Raw genomic sequence first — 19866 nt, forward strand, 5'->3', positions numbered from 1 at the left:
GCGTACTTCGACAACCATTAATGGTGATCGTTTTCACGCAGGTAAATGACCCAGTATGTCAACCCAACCAACAAACCACCGCCGATAATATTACCGATCGTAACCGGAATCAGGTTATCAGTGATGAAGTTCATCACGGTCAGGTGAGAAAAATTTTCCGGTGCAGAACCGACAGCGGTCCAGAATTCCGGAGATGCGAAGTCGCGGATTACAATACCCATCGGGATCATAAACATGTTTGCGATACTGTGCTCAAAACCGCTGGCAACAAACATCGCGACCGGCAGCACCATAATGAACGCTTTATCCATCAGGCTGCGGCCAGAATAACTCATCCATACTGCCAGACATACCATCAGGTTTGCCAGGATACCAAGGCAGACGGCCTCAATAAAAGTATGGTGAACTTTGTGGTCGGCGGTTTGTAGGACGTTTAGTCCCCATTGACCATTCGCGGTCATATACTCGCCGGAAAGCCACATTAAAAGTACAAACAGCAGTGCGCCGACCAGGTTGCCAAAATAGACATTTAGCCAGTTTTTCGCCAACTGACCCCAGGTGATGCGCCCACTCGCCTTAGCAACAACAATCAACACTGTGGAAGTAAAGAGATCGGCTCCGCAGACAACACAAAGAATCAGCCCCAGAGAGAAGCAAATGCCGCCAACCAGTTTTGCCATGCCGAAGGGCATTGTTCCTGTGCCAGTGGTTGCTGTGATATAGAAGACGAATGCGATTGAGATGAAAACACCGGCGGTAATCGCCAGATAGAAAGTCTTAAGCGGATGTTTCGTTGCTTTATAGACACCTGCCTCTTCGGCCACTTTGGCCATTGCTGCAGGAAGTAAAAGATCAAAAGGGTTGTCAGCTTTCACACTAACTCTCTCTTTATTAAGTCGGCGACGAGATACTAACAAAGCATTATAGATGAGAAATTGATATAGATCATATCTCGCCTGGCTTATAGGCCCGTAACTCGCATGGTTTTTATGCAAATACGGAGTAAATATTTGATTATCCAAATAAAAATAAATTTTAAAAATTAACAAATGAGTTGAATTTTTTCCGCATCCTCCGCTAAAACAGTTAATTAAAAGGGAGCACCAGGCGAATAAAGTAACAATATCGATCGTATTTATTAAATACAAATTACCGATATTTAACTTTATAATTACAATTATTTTATTAATGCAAATATATGTAAAGCGGGGCATTAAAAAAACGCCCCGTAATATAACTCAGACGAATCATTAAGCCTACATTGCGTAGGCTATTTGATTTTATTTTGCCCAGAATGCTGCTTTGGCGCGCTGCAGCTTTTCGTAGGCCTTCAACAACGACTGATGTGCAGCAAACGCGTGCAGATCGCTATCTACGGGTTGCAAGCCATAAAACGCCGCTTCGCCGCTCATTGCCGCACTGGCGGCTTCCACGGCATCTGCGCCGTACATGCGAACAAACGCATTCAGATATTGCAGCGGCTGGCGATCTTCTTCCTGCGCCAGTAATAACAACGTTTGCAGGCAGCGATAATAGTTGGCGCGTTCCGGACTGAACACTGATGAGTTAAATTCCATCGTCCATTCAGTCCAGACCAGAGCCTGTTCCAGATCGCCACCAGCCAGCGCCAGCATGGCTTTTAATTCTCCGATACGCAGGGTGTACCAACCGTTATCCGACCCGGTCGCCAGACCCAACAGCTCACGCACGCGAGTAAAGTCATCAAAACCTTCTTCATCCAGTTGCTCGATGAGGTTCAGGTAATCTTCTTTTTCCCACTCGCTGCCTGGGAGTGAAAGAATCATTTCACGTAAATGGCTGCCCATGCTGTTATTCGCCAGCCACAGATCTTCTGCCGGATAAATATCGGACATGCCAGGCACGATAATGCGGCAAGCATAAACGCCCAGATGCTCGTAATCGGCAATATAAACTTCTTTATCTTCTTTGTTGAAGATAGCCATCAGCGTAGCAAACTCTTCTTCCGTGGTGCCTGAGAAGCTCCAGTCCACAAACGGATAATCAGCATCCTGCTTGAATAGGTCCCAGGAGATTAAACCGCTGGAATCGATAAAGTGCGTTTCGAGGTTAGTATGTTCAGCGACTTCTTCATCATCGAAGGTTGGCGGAGTAAACACATCCAAATCTTTCAGACCGCGGCCTTGCAGCAACTCGGTCACGGTACGTTCCAGTGCAACGCCAAAATCAGGATGTGCACCGAAGGATGCAAAGCAGGTACCGTTAGCTGGATTGAACAGTACCACGCAGATCACCGGATATTGACCGCCAAGCGAGGCATCATAAGCGAAGATCGGGAAACCTTCCGCTTCCAGTGTTTCGATCGCTTCAACCACCGCTGGATAACGCGCCAGCACGTCTGCCGGGATCTCTGGCAGGCTGATGCTTTCAGCAATAATCCGGTTTTTCACGTAGCGTTCGAAAACTTCGGACAACCCCTGAACGCGTGCTTCGTTTCGGGTATTGCCAGCGGACATACCGTTAGAAACGTACAGGTTACCAATGATATTCATCGGAATATAAACGATCTGATTGTCGGACTGGCGCGTAAACGGTAGACCGCAAATACCACGATCTTCGTTACCAGATTGTAGGTCAATCAGCATGCTGCCGGTCAGTTCATTCTCCGGATCGTAAAATGCGCGCAGACGGTCATCGAGCAGCCCTTCTGGTACATCGTCGTTTTCGGTCAGTGGGAACCATTTTTCGTTGGGATAATGCACGAATGGACCGTTGGCGATGGTTTCGCCCAGCCAGAAGTCAGCAAAAAAGTAGTTGGTAGACAGACGCTCGAAATATTCACCGAGTGCAGAAGCCAGCGCCGCTTTTTTGGTTGCGCCTTTACCGTTGGTAAAACACAGTGCGCACTCTTTGTCGCGAATATGCACAGACCAGACGTTAGGCACGGGATTCAGCCAGGAGGCCTCTTCAATCTGAAAACCGAGGTCTGAAAGTTTTTGCTGGAAGCGAGCGATGGAATCTTCCAGGGCGGCATCTTTGCCGGGGATAAATGTTTGCGTCATGAAAATCACTTTAGTCGTACGGAAAGCGCGCAATAATACGGGTTTTATCTCAAAGGCGCTATCACCGCCGCCAGGCAGATGAACTGTTGACTATGCTTTTAGCGGATAAACCACGATAAGAGCATAAAAATGAAGGCATTCGATCTCCACCGTATGGCATTTGATAAAGTGCCTTTTGATTTCCTTGGCGAAGTTGCACTACGTAGTCTTTATACCTTTGTACTGGTCTTTTTATTCCTCAAAATGACCGGCAGACGCGGTGTGCGGCAGATGTCGCTGTTTGAAGTGTTAATCATTCTGACGCTGGGGTCAGCGGCGGGGGATGTGGCGTTTTATGATGATGTGCCGATGGTTCCGGTGCTTATCGTCTTTATTACTCTGGCGTTGTTATACCGTCTGGTAATGTGGTTGATGGCGCACAGTGAAAAACTGGAAGATCTTCTGGAAGGCAAGCCGGTTGTCATTATTGAGGATGGTGAGCTGGCCTGGTCGAAACTTAATAACTCCAACATGACGGAATTTGAGTTCTTTATGGAGCTGCGACTGCGTGGAGTGGAGCAGTTGGGGCAGGTACGTCTGGCGATTCTCGAAACCAACGGGCAAATCAGTGTCTATTTCTTTGAAGATGACAAGGTCAAACCGGGCTTGCTTATTTTACCCAGTGACTGTACTCAGCGTTACAAAGTGGTGCCTGAGTCGGCGGACTATGCTTGCATCCGTTGCAGTGAGATCATTCATATGAACGCAGGGGAAAAACAATTATGTCCGCGCTGTGCAAATCCAGAATGGACGAAGGCAAGTCGGGCTAAACGGGTGACCTGACAGCAAAAAAATCGGTTTTTGGACAATAATCCGAGAGATTCTATTGTGTGACGCGTGCCGCATTTTTGCCCTCGACTGTTTTACCCATTGCGATGCGCGCCACTGAATGATAAAACCGATAGCCACAGGAATAATGTATTACCCGCGGTCGCAATCGATTGTCCGTGGGTTAATGGCAACGCAACGTGGTGAGGGGAAATGGCTCAAATCTTCAATTTTAGTTCTGGTCCGGCAATGCTACCGGCAGAGGTGCTTAAACAGGCTCAACAGGAACTGCGCGACTGGAACGGTCTTGGTACGTCGGTGATGGAAGTGAGCCACCGTGGTAAAGAGTTCATTCAGGTTGCAGAGGAAGCCGAGAAGGATTTTCGCGATCTTCTTAATATCCCCTCCAACTATAAAGTATTGTTCTGCCACGGCGGTGGTCGCGGTCAATTTGCTGCAGTACCGTTGAATATTCTTGGTGATAAAACCACTGCAGATTATGTTGATGCCGGTTACTGGGCGGCAAGTGCCATTAAAGAAGCGAAAAAATACTGCAAGCCAAATGTCTTTGACGCCAAAGTGACTGTTGATGGTCTTCGTGCGGTTAAGCCAATGCGTGAATGGCAGCTCTCTGATAATGCCGCTTATATGCATTACTGCCCAAATGAGACCATCGATGGTATCGCCATCGACGAAACGCCAGACTTTGGTAAAGAAGTGGTGGTTGCAGCCGACTTCTCTTCAACGATTCTTTCCCGTCCAATTGACGTCAGTCGTTACGGTGTGATTTATGCTGGCGCACAGAAAAATATCGGCCCGGCGGGCCTGACAATCGTCATCGTTCGTGAAGACTTACTGGGTAAAGCGAATATCGCTTGTCCGTCGATTCTGGATTATTCCATCCTTAACGATAACGACTCAATGTTTAACACGCCGCCGACATTTGCCTGGTACCTGTCCGGTCTGGTATTCAAATGGCTGAAAGCGAACGGCGGCGTGGCTGCAATGGATAAAATCAATCAGCAAAAAGCAGAACTGCTGTATGGGGTGATTGATAACAGCGATTTCTACCGCAATGACGTGGCGAAAGCTAACCGTTCGCGGATGAACGTGCCGTTCCAGTTGGCGGACAGTGCGCTTGACAAATTGTTCCTTGAAGAGTCTTTTGCTGCGGGGCTGCATGCCCTGAAAGGGCATCGTGTGGTCGGCGGTATGCGTGCGTCAATTTATAACGCAATGCCTCTGGAAGGCGTTAAAGCGCTGACAGACTTCATGATTGAGTTCGAACGCCGTCACGGCTAATGCCGAAATTTTGCTTAATCCCCACAGCCAGCCTGTGGGGTTTTTATTTCTGTTGTAGAGAGTTGAGTTCATGGAATCCCTGACGTTACAACCCATCGCTCGTGTCGATGGCACCATTAATCTGCCCGGTTCCAAGAGCGTTTCTAACCGCGCTTTATTGCTGGCGGCATTAGCACATGGCAAAACAGTATTAACCAATCTGCTGGATAGCGATGACGTGCGCCATATGCTGAATGCATTAACCGCGTTAGGGGTAAGTTACACGCTTTCAGCCGATCGTACGCGTTGCGAAATCATCGGTAATGGCGGTCCATTACACGCAGAAAGTGCTCTGGAGTTGTTCCTCGGTAACGCCGGAACGGCAATGCGTCCGCTGGCGGCGGCTCTTTGTTTGGGTAGCAATGATATTGTGCTGACCGGTGAACCGCGTATGAAAGAACGCCCGATTGGTCATCTGGTGGATGCGCTGCGTCAGGGCGGGGCGAAGATCACTTACCTGGAACAAGAAAATTATCCGCCATTGCGTTTACAAGGTGGCTTTACTGGCGGCAACGTTGACGTTGATGGCTCCGTTTCCAGTCAGTTTCTCACCGCACTGTTAATGACTGCGCCTCTTGCGCCAGAAGATACGGTGATTCGTATTAAAGGCGATCTGGTTTCTAAACCTTACATTGACATCACACTCAATCTGATGAAGACGTTTGGTGTTGAAATTGAAAATCAGCACTATCAACAATTTGTCGTAAAAGGCGGGCAGTCTTATCAGTCTCCGGGTACTTATTTGGTCGAAGGCGATGCATCTTCGGCTTCTTACTTCCTGGCAGCAGCAGCGATCAAAGGTGGCACTGTAAAAGTGACCGGTATTGGACGCAACAGTATGCAGGGTGATATTCGCTTTGCTGATGTGCTGGAAAAAATGGGCGCAACCATTAGCTGGGGCGATGATTATATTTCCTGCACGCGTGGTGAACTGAACGCTATTGATATGGATATGAACCATATTCCCGATGCGGCGATGACCATTGCCACGGCGGCATTATTTGCAAAAGGCACTACCACGCTGCGCAATATCTATAACTGGCGTGTTAAAGAGACTGATCGCCTGTTTGCGATGGCAACAGAGCTACGTAAAGTCGGCGCGGAAGTAGAAGAGGGGCACGATTACATTCGTATCACTCCACCGGAAAAACTGAACTTTGCCGAGATCGCAACATACAATGATCACCGGATGGCGATGTGTTTCTCGCTGGTGGCGTTGTCAGATACACCAGTGACGATTCTTGATCCCAAATGCACGGCCAAAACATTTCCGGATTATTTCGAGCAGCTGGCGCGGATTAGCCAGGCAGCCTGAATGAACAACGTGCAATAAATAGCCAAATCTTTCTTTATCAATACGTCGGCACATTGCCGGCGTTTTTTTTCGGACCTTGTGAGTCATTTTGATTAATGGTAGCGTCGTTTGTCGATGTAAGTTATTGATACATAATATTTATATATGATTAATCAACGGATGATTCACATGAAGAATACTAAATTACTGCTGGCGATTGCGGCCTCTGCAGCTTTACTGACAGGGTGTCAGAATACCCACGGTATTGATACCAATATGGCTATCAGCTCAGGTTTAAATGCCTATAAAGCAGCAACGTTAAGCGATGCTGATGCAAAAGCGATTGCCAATCAGGGCTGTGCCGAAATGGACAGCGGCAATCAAGTCGCAAGTAAATCCAGCAAGTACGGTAAACGTCTGGCAAAAATCGCCAAAGCATTGGGTAACAATATTAATGGCACGCCGGTCAACTATAAGGTTTATATGACCAGCGACGTCAACGCATGGGCGATGGCGAACGGCTGTGTTCGTGTCTACAGTGGCCTGATGGACATGATGAACGACAACGAAATTGAAGGCGTTCTGGGTCATGAACTGGGCCACGTCGCGTTGGGTCACTCGCTGGCTGAAATGAAAGCTTCTTATGCGATCGTTGCCGCACGTGATGCGATTTCCGCTACCAGCGGTGTGGCTTCCCAGCTTTCTCGCTCACAATTAGGTGATATCGCAGAAGGCGCGATCAATGCTAAATACTCCCGCGATAAAGAGTCCGAAGCAGATGATTTCTCCTTTGATCTGTTGAAGAAACGTGGCATCAGCACCCAGGGGCTGGTTGGCAGCTTTGAAAAATTGGCCAGCCTGGATGGCGGCCGTACCCAGTCCATGTTTGACTCTCACCCACCATCAACAGAGCGTGCGCAACACATCCGTGATCGTATCGCCTCTGGTAAGTAAATCATTGTCATCTTTCGGGCTGGTCTTCTGCCAGCCCGCTATAATTGCGCAATAAATCCCCATCTGAATACAGACAAAACTGGTTTTTGCACACAACGTTAACGATTTGTGGCGTCGGCGCGTATAATGCGCGCGGTTATGTTAACGGTACGCCTGTTTTAAGGAGATAAAGATGACGGCAATTGCCCCGGTTATTACCATTGATGGCCCAAGCGGTGCAGGGAAAGGCACCTTGTGTAAGGCTATGGCGGAAGCGTTGCAATGGCATCTGCTGGACTCGGGTGCAATTTATCGCGTACTGGCACTGGCGGCATTACATCACCATGTTGATGTTGCATCGGAAGATGCGCTCGTGCCGCTGGCATCCCATCTGGATGTACGTTTTGTGTCGACCAATGGCAATCTGGAAGTGATCCTCGAAGGGGAAGATGTCAGCGGCGAAATTCGTACTCAGGAAGTGGCGAATGCTGCTTCACAAGTCGCGGCATTCCCACGCGTTCGTGAAGCATTATTGCGTCGCCAACGCGCGTTTCGCGAATTACCAGGCTTGATTGCCGATGGCCGCGATATGGGAACGGTGGTATTCCCTGATGCGCCAGTGAAAATTTTCCTTGACGCCTCCTCGGAAGAACGTGCGCATCGCCGCATGCTACAGTTGCAGGAGAAGGGCTTTAGTGTTAACTTTGAGCGCCTTTTGGCCGAGATCAAAGAACGCGACGACCGCGATCGTAACCGAGCGGTAGCGCCACTGGTTCCGGCTGCCGATGCTTTAGTGTTGGATTCCACCACCTTAAGCATTGAGCAAGTGATTGAAAAAGCGCTACAATACGCGCGCCAGAAATTGGCTCTCGCGTAAGCGACCGAATTTGCAGTACCCCCGTTGCAATGGAATGACAGCGGGTATGTTAAACAACCCCATCCGGCATGGAGCCAGGTGGACGTTAAATATAAACCTGAAGATTAAACATGACTGAATCTTTTGCTCAACTCTTTGAAGAGTCCTTAAAAGAAATCGAAACCCGCCCGGGTTCTATCGTTCGTGGCGTTGTTGTTGCTATCGACAAAGACGTAGTACTGGTTGACGCTGGTCTGAAATCTGAGTCCGCCATCCCGGCTGAGCAGTTCAAAAACGCCCAGGGCGAGCTGGAAATCCAGGTAGGTGACGAAGTTGACGTTGCTCTGGACGCAGTAGAAGACGGCTTCGGTGAAACTCTGCTGTCCCGTGAGAAAGCTAAACGTCACGAAGCCTGGATCACGCTGGAAAAAGCTTACGAAGATGCTGAAACTGTTACCGGTGTTATCAACGGCAAAGTTAAGGGCGGCTTCACTGTTGAGCTGAACGGTATTCGTGCGTTCCTGCCAGGTTCTCTGGTAGACGTTCGTCCGGTGCGTGACACTCTGCACCTGGAAGGCAAAGAGCTTGAATTCAAAGTAATCAAGCTGGATCAGAAGCGCAACAACGTTGTTGTTTCTCGTCGTGCCGTTATCGAATCCGAAAACAGCGCAGAGCGCGATCAGCTGCTGGAAAACCTGCAGGAAGGCATGGAAGTTAAAGGTATCGTTAAGAACCTCACTGACTACGGTGCATTCGTTGATCTGGGCGGCGTTGACGGCCTGCTGCACATCACTGATATGGCCTGGAAACGCGTTAAGCATCCGAGCGAAATCGTCAACGTGGGCGACGAAATCACTGTTAAAGTGCTGAAGTTCGACCGCGAACGTACCCGTGTATCCCTGGGCCTGAAACAGCTGGGCGAAGATCCGTGGGTAGCTATCGCTAAACGTTATCCGGAAGGTACCAAACTGACTGGTCGCGTGACCAACCTGACCGACTACGGCTGCTTCGTTGAAATCGAAGAAGGCGTTGAAGGCCTGGTACACGTTTCCGAAATGGATTGGACCAACAAAAACATCCACCCGTCCAAAGTTGTTAACGTTGGCGATGTAGTGGAAGTTATGGTTCTGGATATCGACGAAGAACGTCGTCGTATCTCCCTGGGTCTGAAACAGTGCAAAGCTAACCCGTGGCAGCAGTTCGCGGAAACCCACAACAAGGGTGACCGTGTTGAAGGTAAAATCAAGTCTATCACTGACTTCGGTATCTTCATCGGCCTGGACGGCGGCATCGACGGCCTGGTTCACCTGTCTGACATCTCCTGGAACGTTGCAGGCGAAGAAGCAGTTCGTGAATACAAAAAAGGCGACGAAATCGCTGCAGTTGTTCTGCAGGTTGACGCAGAACGTGAACGTATCTCCCTGGGCGTTAAACAGCTCGCAGAAGATCCGTTCAACAACTGGGTTGCTCTGAACAAGAAAGGCGCTATCGTAACCGGTAAAGTAACTGCAGTTGACGCTAAAGGCGCAACCGTAGAACTGGCTGACGGCGTTGAAGGTTACCTGCGTGCTTCTGAAGCATCCCGTGACCGCGTTGAAGACGCTACCCTGGTTCTGAGCGTTGGCGACGAAGTTGAAGCTAAATTCACCGGCGTTGATCGTAAAAACCGCGCAATCAGCCTGTCTGTTCGTGCGAAAGACGAAGCTGACGAGAAAGATGCAATCGCAACTGTTAACAAACAGGAAGATGCAAACTTCTCCAACAACGCAATGGCTGAAGCTTTCAAAGCAGCTAAAGGCGAGTAATTCTCTGACTCTTCGGGATTTTTATTCCGAAGTTTGTTGAGTTTACTTGACAGATTGCAGGTTTCGTCCTGTAATCAAGCACTAAGGGCGGCTACGGCCGCCCTTAATCAATGCAGCAACAGCAGCCGCTAAATTTGCCTTTAAGGAACCGGAGGAATCATGACCAAGTCAGAATTGATAGAAAGACTTGCCACCCAGCAATCGCACATTCCCGCCAAGACGGTTGAAGATGCAGTAAAAGAGATGCTGGAGCATATGGCCTCGACTCTTGCGCAGGGCGAGCGTATTGAAATCCGCGGTTTCGGCAGTTTCTCTTTGCACTACCGCGCACCACGTACCGGACGTAATCCGAAGACTGGCGATAAAGTAGAACTGGAAGGAAAATACGTTCCTCACTTTAAACCAGGTAAAGAACTGCGCGATCGCGCCAATATTTACGGTTAAGTTTTTACTCAAACTTGAACGCGAGAAAAGCACCTGTCGGGTGCTTTTTTCATTTCTCTAATCTGGAACTGGAAGCTGCCTCGCAGAGTTTTGAGCAGTTTTCACCCTGTCGTTAAATTCTTCTGAACGTGCCTCGGGGAACGCAAAACTCCCACCAGACAACCATTCAACAAAGTTGCACACTTTCTATAAACAGGGAGGGTGCATGAAAATAACGACAGTCGGAGTATGCATAATTTGCGGAATTTTTCCGTTGCTGATTTTGCCCCAATTGCCAGGGACAGTAACCCTTGCGCTTCTGACTATCTTCGCCTGTGTACTGGCATTTATCCCTGTTAAAACCGTCCGTTATATCGCGCTGACGTTGCTGTTTTTCGTTTGGGGCATATTAGCAGCAAAGCAAATTTTGTGGGCAGGAGAAACCTTAACTGGCTCGACGCAGGATGCAATTGTTGAGATCATTGCTACTGACGGCATGACCACTCATTACGGTCAAATTACTCATCTACAAGGTCGACGTATATTCCCTGCGCCAGGCCTCGTACTGTATGGCGAATATCTTCCGCAAGCGGTTTGTGCCGGACAAGTATGGTCAATGAAACTCAAAGTTCGTGCAGTTCATGGCCAACTTAATGATGGCGGCTTTGATAGCCAGCGTTATGCCATTGCCCAGCATCAACCGCTCACCGGCCGTTTTCTGCAGGCAAGTGTCATTGAACCGAATTGTAGCCAGCGTGCACAGTATCTGGCGTCACTACAAACAACGCTGCAACCCTATATGTGGAACGCGGTTATTCTTGGATTAGGTATGGGGGAACGGTTATCCGTCCCCAAAGAAATCAAAAATATCATGCGTGATACTGGAACGGCGCATTTAATGGCGATATCGGGGCTGCATATCGCCTTTGCGGCGTTACTGGCTGCCGGACTCATTCGCAGTGGACAAATATTTCTGCCTGGGCGCTGGATCCACTGGCAAATGCCATTAATTGGCGGAATCTGCTGTGCTGCTTTTTATGCCTGGCTAACGGGAATGCAACCTCCTGCATTGCGTACCGTGGTGGCGCTTGCCATTTGGGGAATGCTTAAGTTAAGTGGACGACAATGGAGTGGCTGGGATGTATGGATATGTTGTCTGGCGGCAATTTTGCTGATGGATCCTGTTGCCATTCTTTCGCAAAGTTTATGGCTCTCTGCCGCTGCGGTCGCGGCACTGATTTTTTGGTATCAGTGGTTTCCCTGTCCGGAGTGGCAGCTGCCGCCGGTATTGCGCGCGGTTGTTTCCCTCATCCATCTGCAACTGGGAATCACCCTCCTGCTTATGCCCGTGCAAATTGTCATATTTCATGGCATTAGTCTGACCTCGTTTATTGCAAATCTTTTTGCAATTCCCCTGGTGACATTTATCACGGTTCCGTTGATTCTCGCCGCGATGGTTGTGCATTTAAGCGGGCCGTTTATTCTGGAACAAGGGTTATGGTTTCTTGCCGACCGGTCTTTGGCTTTACTTTTCTGGGGGTTAAAGAGTTTGCCGGAAGGGTGGATCAACATTGCTGAACGTTGGCAATGGCTAACATTTTCCCCATGGTTCTTACTGGTGGTATGGCGATTAAACGCCTGGCGAACGTTGCCAGCAATGTGTGTGGCTGTAGGCTTGCTGATGTGCTTGCCGCTGTGGCAAAAACCTCGACCTGACGAGTGGCAAGTGTACATGCTTGATGTCGGGCAAGGGCTGGCAATGGTCATTGCGCGAAACGGCAAAGCGATTCTCTATGACACGGGACTGGCCTGGCCCGAAGGGGATAGTGGGCAACAACTGATTATCCCCTGGCTCCACTGGCATAATCTTGAACCGGAAGGCGTTATTTTGAGTCATGAACATCTGGATCACCGGGGAGGGCTGGACTCAATATTGCACACATGGCCGATGTTATGGATCCGAAGTCCGTTAAACTGGGAACATCATCAGCCCTGTGTGCGTGGCGAAGCGTGGCAATGGCAAGGATTGCGTTTCAGCGTGCACTGGCCTTTACAAGGTAGCAACGATAAAGGAAATAACCATTCCTGTGTGGTTAAGGTTGATGACGGGACGAATAGCATTCTCCTAACCGGTGATATTGAAGCCCCCGCTGAACAAAAGATGCTAAGCCGTTACTGGCAGCAAATGCAGGCAACATTACTTCAGGTACCTCACCATGGCAGTAATACCTCATCATCGTTGCCATTAATTCAGCGAGTGAATGGAAAAGTGGCACTCGCATCGGCATCGCGCTATAACGCATGGCGACTGCCCTCAAGCAAAGTTAAACATCGCTATCAACAACAGGGTTATAAGTGGCTTGATACTCCACATCAGGGTCAAATAACGGTCAATTTTTCAGCGCAAGGCTGGCGGATTAGCAGCCTCAGAGAGCAAATTTTACCTCGTTGGTATCATCAGTGGTTTGGCGTGCCAGTGGATAACGGGTAGAATATGCGGCTATTTCAACAAATGCTGGTTTTTTGAATGCATAACGACAAAGATCTCTCTACGTGGCAGACGTTCCGCCGACTGTGGCCAACCATTGCGCCTTTTAAAGCGGGTCTGATCGTGGCGGGCGTAGCGTTAATCCTCAACGCAGCCAGCGATACCTTCATGTTATCGCTCCTTAAGCCACTTCTTGATGATGGCTTTGGTAAAACAGATCGCTCCGTGCTGGTGTGGATGCCGCTGGTGGTGATCGGGCTGATGATTTTACGTGGTATCACCAGCTATGTTTCCAGCTACTGTATCTCCTGGGTATCAGGAAAGGTGGTAATGACTATGCGTCGCCGCCTGTTTGGTCACATGATGGGAATGCCCGTTTCATTTTTTGACAAACAGTCAACGGGTACGCTGTTGTCGCGTATCACCTACGATTCCGAACAGGTTGCTTCTTCTTCTTCCGGCGCATTGATTACTGTTGTGCGTGAAGGTGCGTCGATCATCGGCCTGTTCATCATGATGTTCTATTACAGCTGGCAACTGTCGATCATTTTAATTGTGCTGGCACCGATTGTTTCGATTGCGATTCGTGTCGTATCGAAGCGTTTTCGCAACATCAGTAAAAACATGCAGAACACCATGGGTCAGGTGACCACCAGCGCAGAACAAATGCTGAAGGGCCACAAAGAAGTATTGATTTTCGGTGGTCAGGAAGTGGAAACGAAACGCTTCGATAAAGTCAGTAACCGAATGCGTCTTCAGGGGATGAAAATGGTTTCAGCCTCTTCCATCTCTGATCCGATCATTCAGCTGATCGCCTCTTTGGCGCTGGCGTTTGTTCTGTATGCGGCGAGCTTCCCAAGTGTTATGGATAACCTGACTGCCGGTACGATTACCGTTGTTTTCTCTTCAATGATTGCACTGATGCGTCCGCTGAAATCGCTGACCAACGTTAACGCCCAGTTCCAGCGCGGTATGGCGGCTTGTCAGACGCTGTTTACCATTCTGGACAGTGAGCAGGAGAAAGACGAAGGTAAGCGCGTGATCGAGCGTGCGACTGGCGACGTGGAATTCCGCAATGTCACCTTTACTTATCCAGGACGTGACGTGCCCGCATTGCGTAACATCAACCTGAAAATTCCGGCAGGAAAAACGGTCGCTCTGGTTGGACGCTCTGGTTCAGGTAAATCAACCATCGCCAGCCTAATCACACGTTTTTACGATATTGATGAAGGCGAAATCCTGATGGATGGTCACGATCTGCGCGAGTATACCCTGGCGTCTTTACGTAACCAGGTTGCTCTGGTGTCGCAGAATGTCCATCTGTTTAACGATACGGTTGCCAACAACATTGCTTACGCACGGACAGAACAGTACAGCCGTGAGCAAATTGAAGAAGCGGCGCGTATGGCCTACGCCATGGACTTCATCAATAAGATGGATAACGGTCTCGATACAGTGATTGGTGAAAACGGCGTGCTGCTCTCTGGCGGTCAGCGTCAGCGTATTGCCATCGCTCGAGCCTTGTTGCGTGATAGCCCGATTCTGATTCTGGACGAAGCTACCTCGGCGCTGGATACCGAATCTGAACGTGCGATTCAGGCGGCACTGGATGAGTTGCAGAAAAACCGTACCTCTCTGGTGATTGCCCACCGCTTGTCTACCATTGAAAAGGCAGACGAAATCGTGGTCGTCGAGGATGGTGTCATTGTGGAACGCGGTACGCATAACGATTTGCTTGAGCACCGTGGCGTTTACGCGCAACTTCACAAAATGCAGTTTGGCCAATGATCGAAAAAATCTGGTCTGGTGAATCCCCTTTGTGGCGGCTATTGCTGCCACTCTCCTGGTTGTATGGTCTGGTGAGTGGCGCGATCCGTCTTTGCTATAAACTAAAACTGAAGCGCGCCTGGCGTGCCCCCGTACCGGTTGTCGTGGTTGGTAATCTCACCGCTGGCGGCAACGGAAAAACTCCGGTCGTTGTCTGGCTGGTGGAACAGTTGCAACAGCGCGGTATTCGCGTGGGAGTCGTGTCCCGGGGATATGGCGGTAAGGCTGAATCTTATCCGCTGTTATTGTCGGTAGATACCACCACAGCACAGGCGGGTGATGAACCTGTGTTGATTTATCAACGCACTGGCGCGCCTGTTGCGGTTTCTCCCGTGCGTTCTGATGCGGTAAAAGCCATTCTGGCGCAACACCCTGATGTGCAGATCATCGTAACCGACGACGGTTTACAGCATTATCATCTGGCGCGTGATGTGGAAATCGTCGTTATTGATGGCGTGCGTCGCTTTGGCAATGGCTGGTGGTTGCCGGCGGGGCCAATGCGTGAGCGAGCGGGGCGCTTAAAGTCGGTTGATGCGGTAATCGTCAACGGCGGTGTCCCCCGCAGCGGTGAAATCCCCATGCATCTGCTGCCGGGGCAGGCGGTGAATTTACGTACCGGTACGCGTTGTGACGTTGCTCAACTTGAACATGTGGTGGCGATGGCGGGGATTGGGCATCCGCCGCGCTTTTTTGCCACGCTGAAGATGTGCGGCGTACAACCGGAAAAATGTGTACCACTGGCCGATCATCAGTCTTTGAATTATAAGGATGTCAGCGCGTTGGTAAGCGACGGGCAAACGCTAGTAATGACTGAAAAAGATGCGGTGAAATGCCGGGCCTTTGCAGATGAAAATTGGTGGTATTTGCCTGTTGACGCACAGCTTTCAGGCGATGAACCAGCGAAACTGCTTGCGCAACTAACCTCGCTGGCTTCTGGCAACTAGTTACGCCGCGGCAGCGTTCGATTGATGGAGTCATGAATGTCGCTGCCGCACCTCTCCCTTGCTGATGCGCGTAATCTTCACCTTGCTGCGCAAGGCCTGTTAAACAAACCCCGCCGTCGAGCGTCGTTGGAAGATATTCTGGCAACGATTTCCCGCATGTCCTTGCTGCAAATTGATACCATCAATATTGTTGCCCGTAGCCCATATCTGGTACTTTTCAGTCGTCTGGGAAATTATCCTGCGCAGTGGTTGGATGAGTCTCTGGCGCGTGGCGAATTAATGGAATACTGGGCGCATGAAGCCTGCTTTATGCCACGTAGCGATTTTCGTCTTATTCGCCACCGCATGCTGACACCTGAAAAAATGGGCTGGAAATACAAAGACGCCTGGATGCAGGAACATGCGGCAGAAATTGCACAGTTAATTCAACATATTCATGATAAGGGGCCGGTACGTTCAGCCGATTTCGAGCATTCTCGTAAAGGTGCAAGCGGCTGGTGGGAATGGAAGCCGCATAAACGGCATCTGGAAGGTTTATTTACTGCCGGAAAGGTGATGGTGATTGAACGGCGCAACTTCCAGCGCGTTTATGATTTAACCCACCGTGTCATGCCTGACTGGGATGATGAGCGCGATCTCGTTTCGCAAACAGAAGCAGAAATCATCATGCTGGATAACAGTGCGCGTAGCCTGGGCATATTCCGCGAACAGTGGCTGGCAGATTACTATCGGCTGAAACGTCCGGCACTGGCGGCTTGGCGCGAAGCGAGGGCTGAACAGCAGCAAATCATTGCTGTGCATGTTGAAAAATTGGGCAATCTTTGGCTGCATGCTGATTTGCTGCCGCTACTCGAACGCGCGCTCGCCGGAAAGCTCACTGCAACGCACAGCGCGGTACTTTCGCCTTTTGATCCTGTTGTCTGGGATCGCAAACGCGCGGAGCAGCTTTTTGATTTTAGCTACCGGCTGGAGTGCTATACCCCAGCGCCGAAACGCCAGTATGGCTATTTTGTTCTGCCGTTATTACATCGTGGGCAATTAGTTGGGCGAATGGATGCCAAAATGCATCGCCAGACAGGCATCCTTGAAGTTATCTCTCTGTGGTTACAGGAAGGCATTAAACCAACGACAACGCTGCAAAAAGGGTTACGTCAGGCGATTACTGATTTCGCTAACTGGCAGCAGGCAACGCGGGTGACATTAGGACGCTGCCCGCAAGGCCTCTTTACTGATTGCCGCGCCGGCTGGGAAATAGACCCCGTCGCATAAATGATTATGATAAGATTTATGCATTCATAACCCGATCCATCTGGAGGAACTATGGATCATCGTCTGCTTGAAATCATTGCCTGCCCGGTTTGCAACGGAAAACTTTGGTATAACCAGGAAAAACAAGAGCTTATCTGCAAACTGGACAACCTGGCTTTCCCGCTGCGCGATGGCATTCCAGTGTTGCTGGAAACGGAAGCCCGCGTGCTGACTGCTGATGAGAGTAAATCATGAGTTTTGTGGTCATTATTCCCGCGCGCTACGCGTCCACGCGTCTGCCCGGTAAACCATTGGTTGATATTAACGGCAAACCCATGATTGTTCATGTTCTTGAACGCGCGCGCGAATCAGGTGCCGAGCGCATCATCGTGGCAACCGATCATGAGGATGTTGCCCGCGCTGTTGAAGCGGCTGGCGGCGAAGTATGTATGACGCGCGCCGATCATCAGTCAGGTACAGAACGTTTGGCGGAAGTTGTCGAAAAATGCGCATTCAGCGACGACACGGTGATCGTTAATGTGCAGGGTGATGAACCGATGATCCCTGCGACAATCATTCGTCAGGTTGCTGATAACCTCGCTCAGCGTCAGGTGGGTATGGCGACTCTGGCGGTGCCAATCCACAATGCGGAAGAAGCGTTTAACCCGAATGCGGTGAAAGTGGTTCTCGACGCCGAAGGGTACGCACTGTACTTCTCTCGCGCCACCATTCCGTGGGATCGTGATCGTTTTGCAAAAGACCTTGAAACCGTAGGCGATAACTTCCTGCGTCATCTTGGTATTTATGGCTACCGAGCAGGCTTTATCCGTCGTTATGTTACCTGGCAGCCAAGTCCGTTAGAACATATCGAAATGTTAGAGCAGCTTCGTGTTCTGTGGTACGGCGAAAAAATCCACGTTGCTGTTGCTCAGGAAGTTCCTGGTACAGGTGTGGATACCCCTGAAGATCTCGAGCGCGTTCGCGCTGAAATGCGCTAATTTCACTTCACGACACTCCAGCCAATTTTGGGAGGAGTGTCGTACCGTTACGATTTTCCTCAATTTTTCTTTTCAACAATTGATCTCATTCAGGTGACATCTTTTATATTGGCGCTCATTATGAAAGCAGTAGCTTTTATGAGGGTAATCTGAATGGAACAGCTGCGTGCCGAATTAAGCCATTTACTGGGCGAAAAACTCAGTCGTATTGAGTGCGTCAATGAAAAAGCGGATACGGCGTTGTGGGCTTTGTATGACAGCCAGGGAAACCCAATGCCGTTAATGGCAAGAAGCTTTAGTACGCCCGGAAAAGCCCGACAGCTGGCATGGAAAACCACCATGCTGGCAAGAAGTGGGACTGTCCGTATGCCGACTATTTATGGTGTGATGACGCATGAAGAACACCCCGGCCCCGATGTCCTGCTACTGGAGCGGATGCGTGGTGTTTCGGTGGAGGCTCCAGCCCGAACACCAGAACGCTGGGAACAACTCAAAGACCAAATCGTTGAAGCCTTACTGGCCTGGCACCGTCAGGACAGTCGTGGTTGCGTCGGCGCGGTCGACAATACTCAGGAAAATTTCTGGCCCTCATGGTACCGGCAACATGTTGAAGTGCTATGGACTACGCTCAATCAGTTCAATAACACCGGTCTAACGATGCAAGATAAGCGGATCCTGTTTCGCACCCGTGAATGTCTCCCGGCATTATTTGAAGGCTTTAACGACAATTGTGTGCTGATTCACGGTAACTTCTGTTTACGCAGCATGCTGAAAGATTCGCGCAGCGATCAGTTACTGGCGATGGTCGGACCGGGACTAATGCTTTGGGCACCGCGAGAATACGAACTGTTCCGACTAATGGATAATTCTCTGGCGGAAGATTTGCTCTGGAGTTATCTGCAACGCGCGCCAGTGGCGGAGTCGTTCATCTGGCGGCGTTGGTTGTATGTGTTATGGGATGAAGTTGCGCAACTGGTTAATACCGGACGATTTAGTCGGTGCAACTTCGATCTGGCATCAAAATCACTCTTGCCGTGGCTCGCCTGACGAACCTTTCAGCCACTGCCAGATGCGGCCAAGCGTTTCATAGCCAACACGATCGCTATGCATTAACCAGACTGGAGAAGGGATTGCTCGTTCCCACGGATTAAGCGGCGAGTCGATGGCCAACTGGTTCGCCGGGGCTGGCAGCGGATTTAACCCTTCCTGCTGAAAAAAGATCATCGCGCGCGGCAGATGTGATGCGGAGGTTACCAGCAGGAAAGGGGCGTCACCAATCGCCTGTTTCACTGCCGCAGCTTCTTCTTCGGTATCTTTTGGCAAATCCAGGGTGATAATTTGCTCGCGAGGGACACCCAGCGATTGCGCAACTCTTGCACCTACTTCGGCTGTACTCACCGTATTGGTTTTTGCTACGCCTCCCGTGAAGATCAGCTTTGATCCCGGATTTTCGCGCCATAAGCGAATACCCTCATTCAGACGTGGCAGACTGTTATTGATTAAATTCGAGCTCGGTGCCCATTGTGGGTTCCAGGTATAACCACCTCCGAGTACCACGATATAGTCCACTTTTTGCGAATTATTCCATGTCGGATAGGTGCTTTCGATGGGACGCAGCAGGCGGTCGGCTACCGGTTGCAAACTCAATAACAAGAGCGCCAGCCACCCAAGGCTAATAAAAATCTTCCCGGTTTTTTGAAAACGGCTAAACCACAGCAGCGCCAGGCCAGCGCCAATAATCAACAACATCAGCGGAAGTGGCAGCAGCATACCGCCAATCACTTTTTTCAGTGTAAAAAGCATCCTTTCTGGTTCCTTTTTTGACCATATAGCAAGGGATCGCCAGCGATATTACACCAGA

General features: G+C 49.9%; 17 protein-coding genes. 14 read left to right on the top strand and 3 right to left on the bottom strand.

The features are described from left to right. Positions 1-17: 17 nt before the first annotated feature. A complete protein-coding gene (gene focA, locus ATB02_RS01790; protein ID WP_000642546.1) occupies positions 18-875 on the bottom strand; it encodes a formate transporter FocA in 858 nt (285 codons plus the stop codon). A gap of 405 nt (positions 876-1280) precedes the next feature. After that, on the bottom strand, positions 1281-3041 hold the full coding sequence (gene ycaO / locus ATB02_RS01795; protein WP_105270994.1) for a 30S ribosomal protein S12 methylthiotransferase accessory factor YcaO: 1761 nt from the start codon (positions 3039-3041) through the stop codon (positions 1281-1283). A gap of 129 nt (positions 3042-3170) precedes the next feature. Here ycaO and ATB02_RS01800 point away from each other — a divergent pair, with 129 nt between their 5' ends. From ATB02_RS01800 to ATB02_RS01865, 14 genes are all read left to right on the top strand, one after another. Further along, on the top strand, positions 3171-3863 hold the full coding sequence (locus tag ATB02_RS01800; RefSeq protein WP_000642852.1) for a DUF421 domain-containing protein: 693 nt from the start codon (positions 3171-3173) through the stop codon (positions 3861-3863). A gap of 198 nt (positions 3864-4061) precedes the next feature. After that, on the top strand, positions 4062-5150 hold the full coding sequence (gene serC / locus ATB02_RS01805; RefSeq protein WP_000057129.1) for a 3-phosphoserine/phosphohydroxythreonine transaminase: 1089 nt from the start codon (positions 4062-4064) through the stop codon (positions 5148-5150). Between the two features lie 70 nt (positions 5151-5220). Then, positions 5221-6504 carry a 3-phosphoshikimate 1-carboxyvinyltransferase gene (aroA, locus tag ATB02_RS01810; RefSeq protein ID WP_105270995.1) on the top strand — a complete coding sequence of 428 codons (1284 nt, stop codon included), beginning with the start codon at positions 5221-5223 and terminating at the stop codon, positions 6502-6504. Between the two features lie 168 nt (positions 6505-6672). Then, on the top strand, positions 6673-7437 hold the full coding sequence (ycaL, locus tag ATB02_RS01815; RefSeq protein WP_001353317.1) for a metallopeptidase YcaL: 765 nt from the start codon (positions 6673-6675) through the stop codon (positions 7435-7437). A gap of 172 nt (positions 7438-7609) precedes the next feature. Next, positions 7610-8293, top strand: a complete 684-nt coding sequence (gene cmk, locus ATB02_RS01820) for a (d)CMP kinase (RefSeq protein ID WP_000125016.1) — start codon at positions 7610-7612, stop codon at positions 8291-8293. Positions 8294-8403: 110 nt separating this feature from the next. Beyond that, positions 8404-10077, top strand: coding sequence for a 30S ribosomal protein S1 (gene rpsA / locus ATB02_RS01825; protein WP_000140327.1), 1674 nt, complete (start codon positions 8404-8406; stop codon positions 10075-10077). Between the two features lie 159 nt (positions 10078-10236). Continuing rightward, positions 10237-10521, top strand: a complete 285-nt coding sequence (ihfB, locus tag ATB02_RS01830; RefSeq protein ID WP_000167336.1) for an integration host factor subunit beta — start codon at positions 10237-10239, stop codon at positions 10519-10521. Positions 10522-10726: 205 nt separating this feature from the next. After that, positions 10727-12991: a ComEC family protein gene (locus tag ATB02_RS01835; RefSeq protein ID WP_105270996.1), complete on the top strand. Its 2265-nt coding sequence runs from the start codon at positions 10727-10729 to the stop codon at positions 12989-12991. Between the two features lie 36 nt (positions 12992-13027). After that, the gene (gene msbA / locus ATB02_RS01840) at positions 13028-14776 is read left to right on the top strand and encodes a lipid A ABC transporter ATP-binding protein/permease MsbA (RefSeq protein WP_000551266.1); all 1749 of its coding nucleotides are present in this window, start codon (positions 13028-13030) and stop codon (positions 14774-14776) included. Beyond that, a complete protein-coding gene (lpxK, locus tag ATB02_RS01845; RefSeq protein ID WP_105270997.1) occupies positions 14773-15759 on the top strand; it encodes a tetraacyldisaccharide 4'-kinase in 987 nt (328 codons plus the stop codon). Before msbA ends, lpxK begins: the two co-directional genes overlap by 4 nt. Before the next feature lie 36 nt (positions 15760-15795). After that, on the top strand, positions 15796-17028 hold the full coding sequence (gene ycaQ / locus ATB02_RS01850) for a crosslink repair DNA glycosylase YcaQ (protein ID WP_105270998.1): 1233 nt from the start codon (positions 15796-15798) through the stop codon (positions 17026-17028). A 51-nt stretch (positions 17029-17079) separates the two neighbouring features. Next, on the top strand, positions 17080-17262 hold the full coding sequence (gene ycaR, locus ATB02_RS01855) for a protein YcaR (protein ID WP_000350058.1): 183 nt from the start codon (positions 17080-17082) through the stop codon (positions 17260-17262). Further along, positions 17259-18005, top strand: a complete 747-nt coding sequence (kdsB, locus tag ATB02_RS01860; protein ID WP_000011610.1) for a 3-deoxy-manno-octulosonate cytidylyltransferase — start codon at positions 17259-17261, stop codon at positions 18003-18005. The genes ycaR and kdsB overlap by 4 nt, the downstream gene beginning before the upstream one ends. A 153-nt stretch (positions 18006-18158) precedes the next feature. Further along, positions 18159-19052 (top strand): YcbJ family phosphotransferase, encoded by an 894-nt coding sequence (locus ATB02_RS01865; RefSeq protein WP_000436921.1) that lies wholly within the window; start codon positions 18159-18161, stop codon positions 19050-19052. Here the strand turns inward: ATB02_RS01865 and elyC are convergent. Continuing rightward, positions 19029-19808: an envelope biogenesis factor ElyC gene (elyC, locus tag ATB02_RS01870; protein WP_105270999.1), complete on the bottom strand. Its 780-nt coding sequence runs from the start codon at positions 19806-19808 to the stop codon at positions 19029-19031. The two genes, ATB02_RS01865 and elyC, sit on opposite strands and share 24 nt — an antisense overlap. Between the last annotated feature and the right edge of the window lie 58 nt (positions 19809-19866).

The sequence above is a fragment of the Escherichia sp. MOD1-EC5189 genome, from assembly GCF_002966045.1.
GTDB lineage: Bacteria > Pseudomonadota > Gammaproteobacteria > Enterobacterales > Enterobacteriaceae > Escherichia > Escherichia coli_F.

Bases quoted from the DNA above. Each gene is read 5' to 3' on its own strand.
- aroA (WP_105270995.1), top strand. From the start codon at position 5,221: ATGGAATCCCTGACGTTACAACCCATCGCTCGTGTCGATGGCACCATT.
- ycaQ (WP_105270998.1), top strand. From the start codon at position 15,796: ATGTCGCTGCCGCACCTCTCCCTTGCTGATGCGCGTAATCTTCACCTT.
- ATB02_RS01800 (WP_000642852.1), top strand. From the start codon at position 3,171: ATGAAGGCATTCGATCTCCACCGTATGGCATTTGATAAAGTGCCTTTT.
- rpsA (WP_000140327.1), top strand. From the start codon at position 8,404: ATGACTGAATCTTTTGCTCAACTCTTTGAAGAGTCCTTAAAAGAAATC.
- cmk (WP_000125016.1), top strand. From the start codon at position 7,610: ATGACGGCAATTGCCCCGGTTATTACCATTGATGGCCCAAGCGGTGCA.
- msbA (WP_000551266.1), top strand. From the start codon at position 13,028: ATGCATAACGACAAAGATCTCTCTACGTGGCAGACGTTCCGCCGACTG.
- elyC (WP_105270999.1), bottom strand. From the start codon at position 19,808: ATGCTTTTTACACTGAAAAAAGTGATTGGCGGTATGCTGCTGCCACTT.
- ycaR (WP_000350058.1), top strand. From the start codon at position 17,080: ATGGATCATCGTCTGCTTGAAATCATTGCCTGCCCGGTTTGCAACGGA.
- ycaL (WP_001353317.1), top strand. From the start codon at position 6,673: ATGAAGAATACTAAATTACTGCTGGCGATTGCGGCCTCTGCAGCTTTA.
- ATB02_RS01865 (WP_000436921.1), top strand. From the start codon at position 18,159: ATGGAACAGCTGCGTGCCGAATTAAGCCATTTACTGGGCGAAAAACTC.
- ycaO (WP_105270994.1), bottom strand. From the start codon at position 3,041: ATGACGCAAACATTTATCCCCGGCAAAGATGCCGCCCTGGAAGATTCC.
- serC (WP_000057129.1), top strand. From the start codon at position 4,062: ATGGCTCAAATCTTCAATTTTAGTTCTGGTCCGGCAATGCTACCGGCA.
- kdsB (WP_000011610.1), top strand. From the start codon at position 17,259: ATGAGTTTTGTGGTCATTATTCCCGCGCGCTACGCGTCCACGCGTCTG.
- ATB02_RS01835 (WP_105270996.1), top strand. From the start codon at position 10,727: ATGAAAATAACGACAGTCGGAGTATGCATAATTTGCGGAATTTTTCCG.
- lpxK (WP_105270997.1), top strand. From the start codon at position 14,773: ATGATCGAAAAAATCTGGTCTGGTGAATCCCCTTTGTGGCGGCTATTG.
- ihfB (WP_000167336.1), top strand. From the start codon at position 10,237: ATGACCAAGTCAGAATTGATAGAAAGACTTGCCACCCAGCAATCGCAC.